Raw genomic sequence first — 17640 nt, forward strand, 5'->3', positions numbered from 1 at the left:
AGTTATTTAACCCAGTTTTTCGCGTTAATAATGTATGTTTTAAAGGCGGCTTTCGCGACAAAATCGCAAAAGGCTTCATCGATGATGTGTTGTTCCGCAAGTTGCTGCAAGCTAAGCTCGGCATCAATGGCGGCTGACTTTATCAGGATAAGTTCAGTTGCCGAAAGCGTCTGCCCCAGCCATGCCGCCAAACTGTCTGAGCTTATATCCCAAGATGCCGGTATTCCCGCATTATCGAGTTCACTAATATCCGGTGACCAAATGACGGTTTTGTTCCGGTTCTGCGGGTGTTTAATTGCAGCGATATTTTCAGCAACAGCGAAATGGGGTTTAAGCCCATTAAACATCAAGGCCATTTGCTGCATGGCTAAAAGCGCCATGTGGTGGGCGGTGTTATCGTTGAATTGCCACTGTTGTTGGGCCAACCTGACCTGATCGGCAAACGCGCCGCCGCCGGGAACAATAACTACCGCCCTGCCCTGATAGTTTTCCTCTACCGTATTCAAGCAGTTAATCAAAGCATCCGAGCGGGACAGACTGCCTCCGAGTTTGATAACGATCATGTTACGTCCGCTTAAATGTCAAGTTAACTTTCCGTAAATTGCTGCAATAAATCGAGCATGGCTGCCGCTTTGTCAAAACTCTCCTGATACTCGTCTTCTGCTACGGAATCATTAACGATACCGCCGCCTGCCCAGAAACGAATCTTGTTTTCCGAATGCACCAGGGTTCTAATGGCAATATTGGTGTCCATATTGCCATTGAAACCGATGTAGCCGATAGCCCCGCAATAAACGCCGCGCCGGTTGGGTTCGAGTTCTTCTATAATTTCCATGGCCCTAATTTTAGGCGCGCCGGTAATCGATCCGCCCGGAAAACAGCTTTTCAACAAATCCAGAGCGCACTGATTTTCCGCCAAGATGCCGGTTACGGTACTGACCAGATGATGTACGGTGGCATAGCTTTCCACATCGAATAACATCGGCACTTTGACCGAACCGCTCTTGCAGGTTTTACTGATGTCATTTCTGAGCAAATCGACAATCATCAAATTTTCCGCCCGGTCTTTATTGCTGGCTTCCAGGTTTTTTATCTGCTGCTGATCTTCTGCGTAATCAAGTTTCCTTGGCCGCGTACCTTTAATGGGCTTGGTCTCGACCACACCATCAGTCAGTTTTAAAAAACGCTCAGGAGATGAGCATAAAATCTGCACTTCGGGCAAATTAAGATAGCAACTGAAAGGCGCAGCATTCAATTTACGCAAGGTTTGATAAGCCGCCCACGGATCGCCCTCGCAATCGGCTACAAACCGCTGCGCCAGATTCACCTGATAACAATCGCCTTCCCTGAGATAATGCTTGATTCGGTTAAAAGCATGAACATAGGCATTCTTGTCCATATTGGACTTGATTTCACCGACGACTTTGAACATAGGTTCATTCGACCTTACCGGTAATTGGCTGAACTGCTTGATCAAGTTTTGCCATTTTTGCTGTTCGCAATACCCTACCAGATAACTTTTTTGCTGATGATGATCGATAATCACGGCCCACGAGTAGATCCCTACCGCCATTTCGGCAATATGTTCTGCATCTGCCGCAGTTTTAGGCAATGCTTCCAATCGACGGGCCAAATCATAGGAAAAATAGCCAATGGCTCCGCCGTTAAAAGGCAAATCATCATTCGACGTAAAGTCCGGAAACAGACAAAGCTGTTGTTTAACTAAATCAAATGGGTTTTCAGTCGATGTGAGTGTCAGGTCATCACTGGTAATCTCGGTTATCTCACCATGTGTGATCAAGGTGCATACTGGCTCAGCCGCGATAATATCGTATCGCCCCTGATGACTGCCGGGAAAACCGCTATCCAGAAAAACGGCCCACATTTTATCTGCACAAACGGAAAACAGTTCTGCACTGTCAGTAAAATAAGGGATAGGAGTAATACGTTGATTCGGTGAGGACATTTTTATGAGGAGACTGGATATTCAATTGATGTTACGTACTGTCCACGAAAAGCACGAAAAAGCTTTAGGTTCAACAGATGCGTGAAATGCGTGGAGTACAAGGTCGGGGCTATGGGTTTGGCTTAACGTATCCTCGACACACGTCATTTGTATCTAAGGAGCGGCTAAAGCTGCTCCTGTATTTTTCATGCTTTTCGTGGATAGAACGTCATTTACCGATAAACTGTCCGAAAGCACGACTGCCTTCTCCGGTTTCAATGGTAGCTATCACTTTCAGGGTTTTGGCATCGATCACCGAAACAGTGCTGTCAAACCAGTTAGCCACATAGACATGCCGATCATCAGGATGAGTGTTAATGCCTTCAGGTTTGTCGCCAACGGTAATCAGGGCTATTTCCTTTAGGGTTTCTATGTCAATAACGGAAACCGAACCGTCATTCTGATTAGTCACCAACAGCCGACTATCATTAAGCGCCAGCGTTGTTGCATAAGGCAACATATGGACCTTTATGGTAGCAATGGGCTGCATTCGCGCTGTTTCTACAACGGTTACGTCATCACTTTTTACGTTAGCAACATAGATGCGCTCACCTCTGGCATCAATGGTAAGTCCAAACGGATGAGTCCCAACTGGCACGGTTTTTTTAACGGTAAGTGTATTCAGGTCGATTTTTGAAACTGAATTACTGATTCGGTTAGCGACATATAACCAGCGGTTATCAGGACTGACAATTAAACCAGATGGCGACTCACCAACAGCTATGGTTTTAATTAACTGTAGGCTTTTCGCATCAATAACCGAGACGGTATTTTCATACCAGTCTGCTACATAAATGCGCTCACCCTCCGCACCAACAGCAATGCCGAGTACGCCGTCATTGACAATAACGGTGGCGATCACTTCGCGTTTTTTGGTATCTACAACAGCAAAACCTTTAGCCTCCGGCGTACTGACGTAAACTTTACTGCCATCAGGAGCAACCGCAACCCCAGCGGGTTTACCGGCAACAGCAATCGTATCGACTACTCTGCCCGTTGCTGTATCGATAACAGATACGCTATCGTCTAATTGATTGCTGATGTAAGCAAAAGGCTGCGCGGCAAGCGGTGTAGATAAAAAGGCTGTAGCGATGCAAATCGCTACAGCCTTATAGTTCACTAGGAACATGCTTACTTTTCAGCTAAAGCTTTCAGATGAATCAATCCTGCTTCCAGAACGGCTTTTACTGCGTTATTAGCGGCTTCGTCGTTCATTTCTTCCGGTGGATTATTGTTCATGTAGGCACGGTAGTAAGCGGCTTTCCAATCAACCTCAGTACTACCACCTTTTTCAGTTAAATCAATACTTGCTGAATAGTCAGTTACGGGTAAAGCGGGAACTTCTTCTTCTGCGCCGGCATGAGTAATCTTTTTACTTGAACTCATTTCAGTAATTTTATAAGCATAAGACAGCTTCTTGTCGTCATACTTTTTTAATTCTTCAGTAATCGTGTTGCCGTCTTTTAAGGTTAAAACACGCGTCGCACCTTGGGTATTGCCACCCTGAATGCTGGTGTTAACAATATCAGGATGCCAGGACATATCACCAAAGTCTTTGATAAGAGCCCAAACTTTTGCAGCAGGTGCATTGATGGTGATTTTCTCAGCGGTTTTTTGACGCACAGGACCATGAGCGCTGGCTACTGAAGTAAAAAAGAACAGTAAAACTGAAACAAATAAAGCAATTTTTTTCATATTAACTTACCTTCCGGGAACATAAAAATCTAAAACTCACATTATATGACAACCAAGCGCTGCAAGCATCAGCTTAAGCTAATTTAAAATATAATAGGACTAATATGTTTAAAAACAAGCCTAATATATTGTCAACTATTCACCGACTCAATCAGTCATCTGAACTATGGAATTTATAAAATTAGCAGTCAAAGAACAACTGCCAGTATAGATATTCGGTAATTGCAGTTGCATTTACCGATTTAATTTAAATAGGCCATCTTAATTCAAGCACTTGTTTTCAATAATAGCCAGTTTGTCAGATTGAATTCCCAGTAATAATTCGCCTTTTAACAAACCGACCAACTCCATTCCGGCCATGTTAAAACGCCAACCATGCAATAATGGACACTCATTACCGTCATTAAACAGCAGCTCTTCCAGATCTTTACGTGTCGCAAGAATAACGGGGTTTAATGCGTTTTCTTCGGCGCGTATTCTAACCAGTGCCGTTAAAATATCCAGTACCGCTTCTTGTTGCTGGGTTTTTTTTACAGGTCGTCCCTTTTCATTTAAAGGTATCGGTGCACGGTTCTTGGCAGCCATAATTAAGTCGCACAGTTCTGCGCCATAACGATTAGCCGTACGTTCATTAATGCCTCGAACATTGGCCAATTCGCTCACTGTTTCCGGTTGCAGCTTGGCTAAATCGAACAGCATCTCATCACGCAACAGCCAACTCTTGGGGCGATCTTCAGACTGCGCAGTATTTTCCCGCCATTCGGCCAAGGTTTGAACAATCGACAGTTGTTTTCCTGTTAGCTTGTTTTTACCTTTAATTTTTAACCAAGATTTTTCAGGCTTTACCTCATAAAGATCGGGATTAGACAATTCAGCAAAATCACGCTCCAGCCAATCGCCCCGTCCCAACTCGGCTAATTTCTGCAACATCATTTGATAAATCTTGCATAAATAAATGACATCATCCGCAGCATATTGAATTTCCGCCTCTATCAGCGGCCGCTTGCTCCAATCAGCCCGAGTATGGGCCTTGTTTAAATTCACATTTAATAAACTGGAAACCAGCATCGCGTATCCCGGATTCTCCTGAAAACCCAGCAACGGCGCAGCAATTTGGGTATCAAAAATCGGCTCGGGTAATTTTCCGGTTAATTGATAAAATATCTCCAAATCCTGGCGACAGGAATGAAATACTTTTACGATGGATGGGCTGTATAAAACTTCAAAAAGGATATCCAGAGATGGTAATGCTATGGGGTCAATGCATGCCACCCATTCCGGCGTAGCTATTTGTAGCAGACAAAATTTTGGGTAATAGGTTTTTTCCCGTAAAAACTCGGTATCAAGAGCTAACCAAGATTCTTTTTTTATCTGTTCACACAGCTTCGCCAGCTGATCAGGAGTATTAATGTATTGTATAGTTGTCATAATGTTAAACGAGCAGTCGTTAAATTAAGGGTAAAACTTATGTGTCTTACCCTTAATAGTGGTTTTTCATGTTAATGATAAAGTTTTGTTTGTTGTCTCCCATTACATAGGCGAGTTTATATTATTCCAGCTAGCACTTATCAATAGGACCGTTCCCTGCTGATTTTGCGAACAGTCCGATAAAGCTGCCATTATTGATCCCGGAGGCGATATGGGTAGAGCGATATTATTAAGGTGGACGAAGAAATACTGGATGTTTTTCACTGCCCTGAATATACACGAGGATATAGGTTTTTTGTTCGCCGCAACACCAAACTGGCCATCGTCGACGGCGTGTTATTTAAAGCCTCAATCGGTCGAACCGATTTGCCAAAAGGATATCAATACCCTGATTAATGCAATCAAAATAATCTATCGATTGCATTGACAGATAGGAGATAAAGCACCAAAAGTAGGCGCTTTTAGGCAATACAGGAGCAACGTAACAATGTGCAGAGAAGAACTTGTATTACTCCCGGTCACGGCCCCATGTCTACTTTTGATGAAGAAATGCTTAATAATGCCTACGTCGGTCGGTAACATTTAACCTTTGAATCCGTTCGATCGAACTAACTGCTACTGACTCGCTCGGAGCCGCTATTGCCGGACGAGCGAACACGCTGTTTTCCTCGTCGACATTGGTTTTTGTCACGTTTTTTATTACGTGATTTTACCCGCCTTATGTCCAATTTATGTTGTTTAATTTCCACTGATTTTAAATGCAGAAAAATATCCTGAGGCATTTCATCGGGCAACTCAACAAGCGTATAGTCACCTTGTATATTAATATTATTAATATTATTTTTGTCGACTCCAGACTCATCAATTAACACTTTTTTAAGCTCTTCCGAGTTAATCTGATGTTTACACCCCACACCCAGGCGATAGCGAACCATTTTAATACCCGGTTGGGCAACCACAGTCCCTGCGGTCCTTACATTCATGGGTTGTTCTACCTCCACCTCTGGGGTTATAACTCCTGCTCTGACCTCCATGGACGGAGGAAATGCTGCAAGACTGTCGGGAAAAGTCACGGTCACGGCCATGCCGTCTTTATGATTGCTATTTATTTGTTTCACGATGTTGACGACCTGTAACCGCACTAAACTGTTTCAAAGTCTATCCTGATAAATTTCCACAAAAGCCTCGTCACGCAATCGGCGAACCCAGAGCTCTGTTTCTTCTTCGATTTTCCGCTTACGAATAGCCTCTCTGACTAAGTTCTTTTTAAACTCATTACTATCGTCCTTATTTTCCCGGCCTAAGACTTGAATGATATGCCAGCCAAACTGCGTCTGTACCGGCTCACTCACTTCATTAATGCCGAGATTTACCATGGCTTCTTCAAATGGCTTAACCAAGTCACCAGGACCTACCCAGTCAAGTGAACCGCCTTTTAATGCCGAACCTTTATCATCTGAATGCGCCCGCGCCAAGGCGGCAAAATCATCACCATCAGCAATGCGAACTTTTAATGCCAACAAGCGTTTTTTTGCCTCGGCATCATCAATCAACTCATTAGTTTTAATTAAAATATGCCGAACTTTAGTTTTGATAATCATGTGGTTATCCATGCCTTTCAACTGCAACATTTTAATGATATGAAAGCCGCTCGGACTGCGTATAGGGTCAGACACATCGCCTTGCTTCATTTCCCTGATTTCATTAACAAACAAGGTTGGTATTTCACTCATGGCACGCCAACCCAGATCACCACCTTTTAGGGCATTTGCATCTTCTGAATCACTTATTGCTGTTTGGCTGAAATCTTGTCCTGCCCGCAGTTTCTTAACCAGATCATCGGCTTTGCTCATTGCACGCTGTACCTCTGTCGATGACGCACCTTCTTTGACTGCAATCAATATATGGCCTAAATGATACTGCGTAGACTCTTCGCCAATTTTATCCTGGGTTTCCAAATAGTGTTCAACCTCGCGGTCAGTCACCTTAATACGTCCGCCTATCTCTCTGCCGCGTAATTGATTAATAATGATTTCGTTGCGCATATTATCCAAAAAACTTTGATAACTAATGCCCTGCCCTTCCAGTTCTGCCCTGAATTGTTCGACATCCATATTATTTCTTCGGGCTATATCTGCAGTCGAACTGTTAAGCATTTCTTCGCTGACGGTAATTCCGGCTTTTTCCGCCAGTTGCCGCTGGAGTTTATCAACAATCATTTTTTCCAGTACTTGTTTACGCAGTATGTACGCAGGCGGAATCGCGGCCTTACTCTGCTGTATTCTTTGCTCAATAACCGTAACTTCTTTTTGCAGTTCCCGCTCAAGAATAACGTCATCTTCAACCACAGCAATTATGGTATCCAGAACTTCGGCGTGCGCTAAAAAGCTGCCAAACAATAAATTACACAGCAGCACTGCAATAATAGTTTTTTTCATGTTTTCTTGTTTGATCATTTTTGAGGTTTCCGATAACCATAAATTTGATTTTCAAAAAACTCGTCAAGTTTTTCGCCAATACCGGTCAATCCTTTAAGTTCTATCTGAAAAAACACCCCTGTCTGGCTTATACCTGTCGCATCGACAATAGGCAGGGCATCAGGCGTATTTGGATTTTGATTAAGATTTATACTATTAATCCAACGTCGCCCGATAACACGAAAACGCCAACAACAATTTTCTTTTTCCAGGCCAAAAAAACTTTCTTGGGTAGAATTGTTCAACAATGAATACGTCCAACGTCCAACCACAGACCAATTATCATAAACCGGCCAGTGGAAGGAAGCATCGCTTTGAATAATATCATAAAGTCTCTTCCCCGATAAATCAGGGATAACCGTGTTTTTTCTATAACGATAGCCAAGATTAACAATCTCACCCGGCTCATTAACATAATGCAAGCCAGCGTTATATCTAACGATATCATTAAGATGAGAATCCCATTGTACTCCAGAACTCACTGAAACATGATCAGTCAGTCCAGCATTCAACTCAGCTACCAAAGGCGATAATTGGTTGGTTTCTATAGGGTAACCTGGCAAAGTCACTTTTCTATCCTGAAAATAAATAATTTGACCCACACTGAGTTTTAGCTTTTCCTTGCCAGATGTAGCATCAACCAAACGTGTGGTTAAGGCTGCTGTAAGCTGATTGGCATCCTGTACCCTATCTGTGCCGCTAAAGCGGTTTTCCAAGAACATGCTATTAAATGAAAAATCAGTCAATGCCGTATCAAATATCGGAATGTCGTTCTGATCTGCGCTGGGAATATATAAATAAAACAATCGGGGTTCAAGGGTATGCAGATAAGATCTGTTAAAAAAATTCACGTCCTTTTCTGTATACAGACCGCTATCGGCAGAAAAAATCGGCAAAGTTCTTGACAGGCTGTCCGTGGCTAATACGCCGCCTTTAGGATTGTTTAGCGCATACTGGGTATGTTGCAAGGACAATTTTGGCGTTAAAAAAGCACTGGCCGTTTGCAACGGAAAACTGACTGACGGCTTAACATTAGCTCGCTGTCCATTGATGACAGAGTCATGTTGAAAATACACATATTCGGCATCCATCAAGGTATTCAATGGCATAAAATCGAATGAGTGATTTAAATTCAGATTAACTTGCGGCAATCTCCGATAGGGTAAGCGCTCATTGGTTATCGCTTTATCAATCGATTGATAATTATCAACATGGCCTCTTAAAGAAACCCCCTCGTTTGCATATCCCAAGTTAGCCTGGCTTACAAGATAACTGTTGTACGTCGAGGTACTAAGAGCATTACCCAAATCAGAGAAATACTCTTTATCCGACACATAATTCAAATCAAAATTTGAATTAATATGTGGGGTAAATTGAGTATTATTTTTAAGCGCTGCAAAATACCTGGAATTGTCGCGAAGACTGTCATTAGGCATGAATTCCAGATCCGTCGTCCCAGCTGTCATCTCTGTCAAATAACGGAAACCCCCGCCCAGTATGGCGCCTCTATTTGCCAAATATCGCGGTCGTAAAGTTGCATCGAAATTAGGCGCTATATTCCAGTAATACGGCGTTTCCAGCCTAAATCCGCCCCGTTGCGTGTTGCCAAATGAAGGCGCAAGAAAACCGGAAAGTCGTCTGTCATCTATCGGAAAAGAAAGATAAGGCGAATAAAATACAGGCGTACCTTTAAATTCAAGCCAAGCATTTTTAGCCGCGCCTTGACCGGTCGTTTTATTCAGTTTCAGCTCAGCCGCATGCACGACCCAATCCTGATTGCCGGGTCGGCAGCTGGTATAAGCAACACCTTTATATCGAGTTAAGGAGCGATTTTCCTTATAAATTGTTTTGGCCCGGCCTCTGAGCGGCGTAGACGGGGAAATAAACAACGCCTCCCTTAATCTAGCCTGATCGGACGCCAAGTTAAGGGAGGCTGATTCACTGTGCAAGGCCAATTCATCTTCACTGTAATAGACGCTACCCTGTAAATCCAATGTCTCCGAAATAGTGTCGTAACTCGCTTTATTGGAAACCGATCGCTGATCCGCGCGGGTCATTTCAACATTACCGACATAACTGTAAATTTCATTGTCGAATATTTCTGCATAATCAGAATTAATATCCAACGGCGACACCTTCCTCAAATCCTTTTCAGGTACAAAACCCGGTTTCCCACCACCAGGCGCAGTACAGTTTAGCCAAGGATCATATTTCAGTTGCGACTTAAGATTGCTAAAGGTTTGCTCTTCATTATGATCAAACGCCGGAGTGAGCAAACTTATACCCTGCTCATAGGTTTCAACAGGCCGCGCCTGTGCCTTAGGATCGGTACCGACCAGCTTACAATCCCAGTTTTTACCCTCGGCATTAGCATCGCAACTCCAGCCTGGACGATTGGATTCAGTTTGAAGCAGTTTTTTTGAATCAGGCGTCACAGGTAGCGGATTGACTGGCTTTGACTCTGCGCTAACTTGCCGGGTGTCTTTATCGGTCTCAATACTCTCGGAGCGTTTTGGAGCGCTGGGTTCAAGCTCTGCACTCTCAACTGGAACGGACTCGGATTCAACGTTTACCGGCTCTGCCACAATCGGCTGCGTAGTTGTAATAGCCTCAGGCTGCACGTCTTTAACCGGTTCAACCTGATCAGGAATTTTTGCCGCACTGGTTTTATTTGCAGGTTTTTTTTCACCTACACAAACCCACTCTTTGGTATCCTTACTTTGCACGCAATTCCAGAGCGCCTCATTGGCAACGCTGACCGGTGTATAAATAGAAGGTAAAAAAAGCAAAAATAAACGACGGCGCATAGGTAATATCAAGTTTAGTAGCGTAATGGATCATAAATCGAATAGAATGCCGGACGCTTATTTTACCTTACTACTACAGCATTATACTAATCTATCCTAAACATCATGATGCCTGAAGATTTAAGATCAATATCGATGTTTGACTGGCTTGAGCATGATTTATTGCTCACCATCACCCATTGCGAAATCGCTTCCAGCGATGCCAGCTTCCGGCGTTACTTTCGGGTAAAAACCCCGGACGGACAATTCATTATTATGGATGCCCCGCCAAGCAAGGAAAACATTGAACCTTTTATTAGAATTGCCGGACTGCTGACGCAGTCTCAGGTCAACGTCCCGATCATATTCCATCAAAACCTGACTGACGGCTTTTTACTGCTGGAAGACTTCGGTAGCCAATGTTTTCTGGATCAACTTAATGCGAGCACTGCGACCGATCTATATCAAAGCGCTTTCGACAGTTTATTCAAACTGCAAACCCAAACGCCCGTACAACACGCCGGACTGCCCGACTATGACCAGGCGCTGCTGCGCAGAGAACTGGCTATTTTTGACGAATGGTTTTTAGGTCGATTTCTGGATATTCAAATCCCCTCAGCTATTTGGGAGAACGTCAACGCCTTGCTCACGGCATCAGCCCTGGAGCAACCAAGAACCTGCGTACACCGGGATTATCATTCCCGCAATCTGATGGTTTTAAACTACGATTCACCCGGAGTCATCGACTTTCAGGATGCCGTCATCGGCCCGATTACCTACGACTTGGTATCGTTATTGCGCGATTGTTATATTGCCTGGCCTGAACAACAGCTTGAACAATGGCGATTCAACTACTTTGAGCGACTCCTGCAGACAGGACTGATTCATTGTAGCGAAGCCCAGTTTAACCGCTGGTTTGACCTGATGGGACTCCAACGCCATCTTAAAGCCATCGGCATTTTTTCTCGTTTGCACTTAAGAGACGGCAAGTCCAACTATCTGGGCGACATACCGCGCACGCTGAACTACGTCACTGCCGTGTGCGCGATTTACCCTGAACTTGCCGAATTTAACGACTTTCTGCATGCCCATGTATTACCTATATTGAGCGAAGTCTACATATGAAGGCCATGATTTTAGCGGCAGGGCGCGGCGAAAGAATGCGGCCATTAACCGACCACACGCCCAAACCTTTACTGCAAGCCGCCGGCAAACCGCTGATCGAACATACCATTAAACAGCTGGTTGCCGCCGGCTTTAATGATATAGTCATCAATCATGCCCACCTGGGCTTACAAATAGAAGAACGGTTAGGCAACGGCAATCAATTTGGCGCCAGCATAAATTATTCGCCGGAAGGCGAACACGCATTGGAAACGGCGGGCGGCATCATTAACGCCTTGCCTTTATTAGGTAACGAGGTATTTTTGGTCGTCAATGGCGATATCGCCACAGACTTTGATTTTTCCGAACTCAAAAACCTGACAGTCGATTTGGCTCATCTAGTTCTGGTCGATAATCCAGCACATCACCCAGAAGGCGATTTCAGCCTGGATAATACCGGATCTGTCGTGTCAAACAGCAGCGAACACCTAACCTTTAGCGGAATCGGACTGTATCGCTCCGAGCTGTTTAGTCACATAGCCACAGGTCCCAGTAAACTAGGACCTGTGTTACGACTGGCAATAGCGAAGGGCCGGGTTTCAGGGCAAAAAATAAACGGCTTCTGGATGGACATAGGCACACCGGAACGTTTGCAAGAACTGGATTTTTATTACACACAACAAAGGAAACGATCATGACCGAACATGTTTACAAAAAAATAGAACTCACCGGCTCATCAACCATGAGTATCCAGGACGCTATCGAAAATGCGGTAAGCAAAGCAGCCGAAACCATCACAAACATGCGCTGGCTTGAAGTTATCGAAACCCGTGGACACATAGAAAACGGCAAAGTCGCACACTGGCAAGTCACCATTAAAATCGGCTGCGCTCTGATCGAATAAAAATAGTGTCATTGAGGTGACCGCTAATGAATAAGCCAACCGAAAAAAGCCAAAATACCGTATGGCATCGTGCCACCGTCACCCGGCAACGGCGCCAACAAAAAAACACGCATAAATCGGTGGTCCTTTGGTTTACCGGCCTATCCGGCTCCGGTAAATCAACACTGGCCCATGCCGTAGAAGAACACTTGCATCAAAATGGTTTACATACCTTTGTCCTGGACGGCGATAATGTGCGCCACGGCTTGTGCAGCGACTTGGGCTTTAGCGATAAAGACCGCAAAGAAAATATCCGCCGCATCAGTGAAACGGCAAAGCTTCTGCTTGAAGCTGGCGTGATAACGCTTACCGCATTTATATCACCCTTTAAAGCGGAGCGCGCCATAGCAAGAAGCCTGATGCCGCATGGCGATTTTATCGAAATTTATTGCTACTGCCCGTTACCGATTTGCGAGCAACGGGATGTTAAAGGACTTTATAAAAAAGCGCGGCAAGGCGAAATAAAAGACTTTACCGGCATTTCTTCGCCTTACGAAGAACCTGAAAACCCGGAGTTAAAAATCGATACCAGCCAACTTTCGCTCGAACAGAGCATACAACAAGTCATATCGCTATTACGCGCTCGAAACATCTTATCCATTCAGGAATAAGCGCATGCATTTCGATGTTTTCAATGGCGACGCTGACGGTATTTGTGCACTGATTCAACTGCGCCTCGTTCAACCGCTGGCATCAAAGCTCATTACCGGCATTAAACGCGATATTCAGCTACTCGATAAATTTACCGCAAGCTCAGGCGACTACGTCACCGTGCTGGATATTTCCCTGCAACAAAACAGTGTTCGGGTTAATGAATTTTTAAACAACGGGGCGCATATTTTTTATGTAGATCACCACCAGTCGGGCGACATTCAAAAGCATCCTCATCTAAAAACGCTGATTAATACCGACAGCGCCGTCTGTACCAGCCTGCTAATCAATCAGCACTTAAAAGGGAAATACCCGTTGTGGGCAATAACAGCCGCCTTTGGCGACAACCTGAACCACAGCGCCGAACAATTGGCCGCCACCCTAAACCTAAATCCAGCAAAGCTCGACATCCTGAAAAACCTAGGTATTTATATTAACTATAACGGTTACGGCAGCTGCATGGCTGACCTGCATTTTGCGCCGGATAAACTGTATCTGGAAATGGCCGATTTCCAATCGCCTTTTGACTTTATCAGCGACAATCCGCACCTCTTTGCTCAACTGCAACAAGGCTACCAAGAAGACATGACTAATGCCAGGAGCATTCATCCTGAATACCAAAGCGATGCGGTCGCTGTATTCATCCTGCCTGACACTCTCTGGGCAAGACGCGTTAACGGCGCATTCGGCAATGATTTAGCCAACCTAAATCCTTCCAAAGCCCATGCCGTGATCACTTATAACCAGGACAATAGTTACCAAGTTGGCGTCAGAGCGCCAGCATGTTACAAAAATCAGCCCAATAAAGCCGGCGCTGACGAACTATGTTCCAACTTTCCAAGCGGCGGCGGACGCAAAGCTGCTGCCGGCATCAATCATTTACCTTCCGATCAGCTTAATGTTTTCATTCAAAAGTTTGAGAAATTTTATTCCTGAGTAGCTGGTACAATAAATAAAACGCCAACCAGACCGCCGGAATCAACACGCATGAACTCATTGACCCATAAAGCCCGCCCAGATTCATCCATCCCTAACCGACTGGAAAAACTGCAATACATTAACCTGCAACTGGCCGCGCTGGGTCAACCAACCTGTGCTGTGGAAAACGACCCGCAATATCTTAAAATTGCCGATGGTTTGTTAAAAAACTATTCCCAGCAACGTCGCCTGCTGGCACTGACCAACTACCGCTGCCCGGCCGACCGACGCATACAGGATTTCCTTAACCATTACTTGACTGAAAACGGCGTATCCGTTGATCAGAATGCATTCATCAGTTTGCCGGGTGAAACCTTTGTGCTGGAACAGAAAGGACTGGCAAGGGAACTATCCCTGCCCTTCCAACATAACGAATTTCATTCGGCTTATATCGACTCTTACCGGATACAGCAAGGAGTGCTGCATAATCCGCAAAATGACCGGCGCACCACCAAAGGCGTGTTCCATATTGCCGCCGGTGGACTTCCGGTTCCGGCTGATAAAAACGAAGTGCCGGTAGCGGCTTACGCGGCGCTGCTCCGCGAAGCACTTTCGCCTCCGGCCGACCTTTTGAGCCTGCCTTTTACCAGCACCCAACAAAACAGCGCAAAACTCTGGGTGTCGTCGCTGATGCGGCCTATCGTATGCCCGGAAATTTCCGATACTATGCCGGTCAAAACCATGGAAGTCCGCTTTTTCGCACCCGGAGGACTGGTCGCCAACCTGGATTTTGTTGAATCCATTTTCGGCAATGCAGGCAACCCGTTTCTACCCGAGAACGATGCCGCATTAGATAGCGCTCATTGGACCGGACATACCGGCTGTATTATTCTCGCGCCGCATCTGGTTCATTGCCGCAAACAAGCTCTGGGACTGCCGCATGTTGATGATGCCACCGAGCGCCAGCGTAAAGACGGCATGTGCTGGGAGCATGAAAATGATCTGTACAATAACGGCCAACCGTTTAAACTGGTATGCCGCAATATGCAGGGCGTGATTGTCACTATTATTGCCGACAACTATTTCGGCTACAGCAAAAAAGAAATCAAATCCCAGATCAGTTATTCGGCTAATTTATACGGCGGCTGTGAAGAAGAACATTCAGGAGGTGCGCTAGCTTTTCCTAGAGTCATCCTTGGGGAAATCTTTTTGCCGCATAGTTCCTTTATCGGCGAACAGTATTCTTTCGATAAAGTCTGCCGGCAACTGGCGGCCGTCATAGAGACTAATGAACAAGGCTACGCTATTGATAAAAACCATGCCGACATCATTTACATCCCCAATTCGGCAAAGATCAACATTCAACTACAGAAAATCAGCTGGACGCATAACAAGCAGCCGCAAACACTTAAACTGCTGTTCAACCACACTTATGTGTATCCCAATGGCTTTAAAGTCCACATGGAACGTCACCCTAATGCGCCCAGCTGGCGCTTGATCGGCACCCATCAGGAAGGCACTTTTTGTCATAAACCGAGCACAGTATCCGGTGGCGGCAAGTCGGAAATCTCAAAATCCATTGCTGGAGCGACTATTTTTGGCGCCGTCTTTATCGATGATTTCGACAAAGACATGGCGATAGTCACCCAACTATTCGAATACGATTACTCCTCCCGATTTCGAGATCCGGCACTGCACGGTCTCGACCAACGTCGCTTACTCAGCAGCGAACGCAGCCTGGGTTCGGTAATCAAGCTATTAACGCCATCGGCAAGCCAATATTCGGATGCCTATAACCGATGGCTGGAGGAAATTCCCCGGCATATTCTGGCGGTGGTACTGATGATTAAACGTTTTTACAAGGAAGAATGGCAGTCAGACTGGATGAAATATTTCTCCGTTGATATGGTCAACAGCCATCCTGGCAACGAACTGAAATTTCAAAACCGTAAACTGATCGCCAGCTATCTGCGCGTAGGTTTTGACGAAAAAGGTGCGTGGCGAGTGTTCAAACTGCGCCAAGATTTTATCGCCTCGGCCAAAGTCCAGATGGAAGATGATATTTCCGCGTCCACCGTGGTGCCGCTGCGTTATCTGACCGGCCTTAATCCCGACTATAAAAACCCCAGCGTCAAACTGGTCGAAAACTGCGAACAAAGTTTCTTTCAGCGCCCTGATGATGCGATTCATCGGGGTACCGATTTACAGACCGAACTGGATTTTTCGGGTACCGATAACTTCATCTCCAATTTTCAACCGCTGACCCCGCAAGATGCCCGCGAGTTTATCGAAGATGTTATTCACTTCGACAAATTCAGCGCACCGATGCAAAACGTCATCATCCAGGCCGCAGCAGGCCAAGAGGGCGAGTACTTCGTATCCTCGGCGCATCCTCGTCTGGTTGACGGCGAACCCAGTCTCAATGTCCGCTACCTGCAACTGCGTCCCGATATTACCGACCCAAAAGCGCGCTATATTGCCGAGCAATCCACCCGTTTAGCACGGGGTCTTAATGCCGATCAAACCGTTTATTTTCCGGTTAACTCGGTATTGACTGGACGGCGCAATAATCCTGCCGACCTGGAGGCGGGCATCCGGCCGCTGGCTATCTATAATCCAATTCATTACCAGGAACTGCCTGAGCTGTTTATGGATTTTATTTGCAGCCTGACCGGAAAATCGCCCTCTACAACCGGCGCGGGCTCCGAAGGCGCATTGACCAAAGGCCCGTTCAATGCCGTATCTGCGACCGCCGACCTGAACACCGCACTGGTTTCATTCATGCTGTGCGGCTACGACGGCTTTTCCACCGCGGCGGGATTCATCGGTTCACAGCGCCGAATCGATCACGACATCAGCTTGCTGATTCCGGAAATCTGGTCACGCTTGCCGGTAGCCGAGCGCGACCCGCAGTATTTGATTGAACAGGGACAATTGGAAAAACTGGAAGATTTTGAATACGAGGGTCGCACTGTTTTCCAAAGCCGTCTGGGTTACCGCATTACCGAACGCTTTGTGCATACCAATTTCGGCAAAATGTTCGATTACCCAACGGCAGTATTCGACGAAGCCATGTTGAAACCGGAAACACAAGATCTGCCGAGCTATGTTGACGGTATCGACAATGTTTTTGAGGCGCAGCAACGGGTAGCGCAACTGTATTTTCAGGACGGCTCCATTGATGATGCCTGTCCGTCTTTAAAAGCACTGCTGCACATCATGGCTCACGGCCATTATGCGGGTAAAACCATCAGCGACTCGGATATCCGCACCCTATTTACCCGCGACTATTTACTGCAAAGCGACTGGTATCAACAACGCCTTGAGATTAAACAGCAACGCGACAGCAAACTGTGGCAGCAACACCAGACTTATATCCAGCAACAATTGACGGCAACTGAACAGAACGATTCATCACAGGCTGTCTTTGCTTGTGCCCCTTCGGGGGCTTTGCGTGCCAATCCGCTCCTGGCGGATTGGTCGACCGTTCGCGCCGAGTTAAATCAAAAACTCGAAGCGGCAGAACGGATGCTGGCCGAGATCAACGATCCGGCTTATCTGCAACAACTACAAGGAACTTTAGGGGCGGATTGGGTGCATCATTCGTAGGCAAGAATAAGCCGGCTTGAGCGA

Annotated in this window: 14 protein-coding genes; 6 read left to right on the forward strand and 8 right to left on the reverse strand. The window is 45.7% G+C overall.

The annotated features are described in order from the left end of the window. Positions 1-2 precede the first annotated feature (2 nt). The 8 genes from ABXJ76_RS09465 to ABXJ76_RS09500 form a co-directional block, all read right to left on the reverse strand. Positions 3-563 carry a uridylate kinase gene (locus ABXJ76_RS09465; RefSeq protein ID WP_432746345.1) on the reverse strand — a complete coding sequence of 187 codons (561 nt, stop codon included), beginning with the start codon at positions 561-563 and terminating at the stop codon, positions 3-5. A 23-nt stretch (positions 564-586) separates the two neighbouring features. Next, entirely contained in the window at positions 587-1966 is a 1380-nt protein-coding gene (gene pabB, locus ABXJ76_RS09470; RefSeq protein ID WP_432746347.1) for an aminodeoxychorismate synthase component I, read from the reverse strand. A 208-nt stretch (positions 1967-2174) separates the two neighbouring features. Next, positions 2175-3134, reverse strand: coding sequence for a cytochrome D1 domain-containing protein (locus ABXJ76_RS09475; RefSeq protein ID WP_432746349.1), 960 nt, complete (start codon positions 3132-3134; stop codon positions 2175-2177). A 2-nt stretch (positions 3135-3136) separates the two neighbouring features. Beyond that, the gene (locus ABXJ76_RS09480; protein ID WP_432746351.1) at positions 3137-3700 is read right to left on the reverse strand and encodes an SRPBCC family protein; all 564 of its coding nucleotides are present in this window, start codon (positions 3698-3700) and stop codon (positions 3137-3139) included. A gap of 261 nt (positions 3701-3961) precedes the next feature. Then, on the reverse strand, positions 3962-5128 hold the full coding sequence (gene rnd / locus ABXJ76_RS09485; RefSeq protein ID WP_432746353.1) for a ribonuclease D: 1167 nt from the start codon (positions 5126-5128) through the stop codon (positions 3962-3964). A 608-nt stretch (positions 5129-5736) separates the two neighbouring features. Continuing rightward, positions 5737-6246, reverse strand: coding sequence for a DbpA RNA binding domain-containing protein (locus tag ABXJ76_RS09490; protein WP_432746355.1), 510 nt, complete (start codon positions 6244-6246; stop codon positions 5737-5739). Positions 6247-6279: 33 nt separating this feature from the next. Further along, entirely contained in the window at positions 6280-7566 is a 1287-nt protein-coding gene (locus tag ABXJ76_RS09495; protein ID WP_432746357.1) for a peptidylprolyl isomerase, read from the reverse strand. 14 nt (positions 7567-7580) lie between these two features. Next, positions 7581-10412, reverse strand: coding sequence for an LPS-assembly protein LptD (locus ABXJ76_RS09500; protein WP_432746359.1), 2832 nt, complete (start codon positions 10410-10412; stop codon positions 7581-7583). A gap of 105 nt (positions 10413-10517) precedes the next feature. On the opposite strand from ABXJ76_RS09500, the gene ABXJ76_RS09505 reads away from it, so the two are divergent. The 6 genes from ABXJ76_RS09505 to ABXJ76_RS09530 are packed head-to-tail and all read left to right on the forward strand — an operon-like array spanning position 10518 to position 17616. Further along, positions 10518-11516 (forward strand): aminoglycoside phosphotransferase family protein, encoded by a 999-nt coding sequence (locus tag ABXJ76_RS09505; RefSeq protein ID WP_432746361.1) that lies wholly within the window; start codon positions 10518-10520, stop codon positions 11514-11516. Next, the gene (murU, locus tag ABXJ76_RS09510) at positions 11513-12193 is read left to right on the forward strand and encodes an N-acetylmuramate alpha-1-phosphate uridylyltransferase MurU (protein WP_432746363.1); all 681 of its coding nucleotides are present in this window, start codon (positions 11513-11515) and stop codon (positions 12191-12193) included. Before ABXJ76_RS09505 ends, murU begins: the two co-directional genes overlap by 4 nt. Continuing rightward, entirely contained in the window at positions 12190-12399 is a 210-nt protein-coding gene (locus ABXJ76_RS09515) for a dodecin (RefSeq protein WP_432746365.1), read from the forward strand. The genes murU and ABXJ76_RS09515 overlap by 4 nt, the downstream gene beginning before the upstream one ends. 26 nt (positions 12400-12425) lie before the next feature. Beyond that, on the forward strand, positions 12426-13049 hold the full coding sequence (gene cysC, locus ABXJ76_RS09520; protein ID WP_432746367.1) for an adenylyl-sulfate kinase: 624 nt from the start codon (positions 12426-12428) through the stop codon (positions 13047-13049). 4 nt (positions 13050-13053) lie between these two features. Continuing rightward, positions 13054-14025 (forward strand): DHH family phosphoesterase, encoded by a 972-nt coding sequence (locus ABXJ76_RS09525; protein ID WP_432746368.1) that lies wholly within the window; start codon positions 13054-13056, stop codon positions 14023-14025. A gap of 51 nt (positions 14026-14076) precedes the next feature. After that, entirely contained in the window at positions 14077-17616 is a 3540-nt protein-coding gene (locus ABXJ76_RS09530) for a hypothetical protein (protein WP_432746369.1), read from the forward strand. The last annotated feature ends 24 nt before the right edge of the window (positions 17617-17640 follow it).

The organism is Methylobacter arcticus, assembly GCF_050917435.1.
GTDB lineage: Bacteria > Pseudomonadota > Gammaproteobacteria > Methylococcales > Methylomonadaceae > Methylobacter_A > Methylobacter_A titanis.

Bases quoted from the DNA above. Each gene is read 5' to 3' on its own strand.
- ABXJ76_RS09495 (WP_432746357.1), bottom strand. From the start codon at position 7,566: ATGAAAAAAACTATTATTGCAGTGCTGCTGTGTAATTTATTGTTTGGC.
- cysC (WP_432746367.1), top strand. From the start codon at position 12,426: ATGAATAAGCCAACCGAAAAAAGCCAAAATACCGTATGGCATCGTGCC.
- ABXJ76_RS09515 (WP_432746365.1), top strand. From the start codon at position 12,190: ATGACCGAACATGTTTACAAAAAAATAGAACTCACCGGCTCATCAACC.
- ABXJ76_RS09480 (WP_432746351.1), bottom strand. From the start codon at position 3,700: ATGAAAAAAATTGCTTTATTTGTTTCAGTTTTACTGTTCTTTTTTACT.
- ABXJ76_RS09500 (WP_432746359.1), bottom strand. From the start codon at position 10,412: ATGCGCCGTCGTTTATTTTTGCTTTTTTTACCTTCTATTTATACACCG.
- pabB (WP_432746347.1), bottom strand. From the start codon at position 1,966: ATGTCCTCACCGAATCAACGTATTACTCCTATCCCTTATTTTACTGAC.
- ABXJ76_RS09475 (WP_432746349.1), bottom strand. From the start codon at position 3,134: ATGTTCCTAGTGAACTATAAGGCTGTAGCGATTTGCATCGCTACAGCC.
- ABXJ76_RS09505 (WP_432746361.1), top strand. From the start codon at position 10,518: ATGATGCCTGAAGATTTAAGATCAATATCGATGTTTGACTGGCTTGAG.
- ABXJ76_RS09530 (WP_432746369.1), top strand. From the start codon at position 14,077: ATGAACTCATTGACCCATAAAGCCCGCCCAGATTCATCCATCCCTAAC.
- ABXJ76_RS09465 (WP_432746345.1), bottom strand. From the start codon at position 563: ATGATCGTTATCAAACTCGGAGGCAGTCTGTCCCGCTCGGATGCTTTG.
- ABXJ76_RS09525 (WP_432746368.1), top strand. From the start codon at position 13,054: ATGCATTTCGATGTTTTCAATGGCGACGCTGACGGTATTTGTGCACTG.
- rnd (WP_432746353.1), bottom strand. From the start codon at position 5,128: ATGACAACTATACAATACATTAATACTCCTGATCAGCTGGCGAAGCTG.
- murU (WP_432746363.1), top strand. From the start codon at position 11,513: ATGAAGGCCATGATTTTAGCGGCAGGGCGCGGCGAAAGAATGCGGCCA.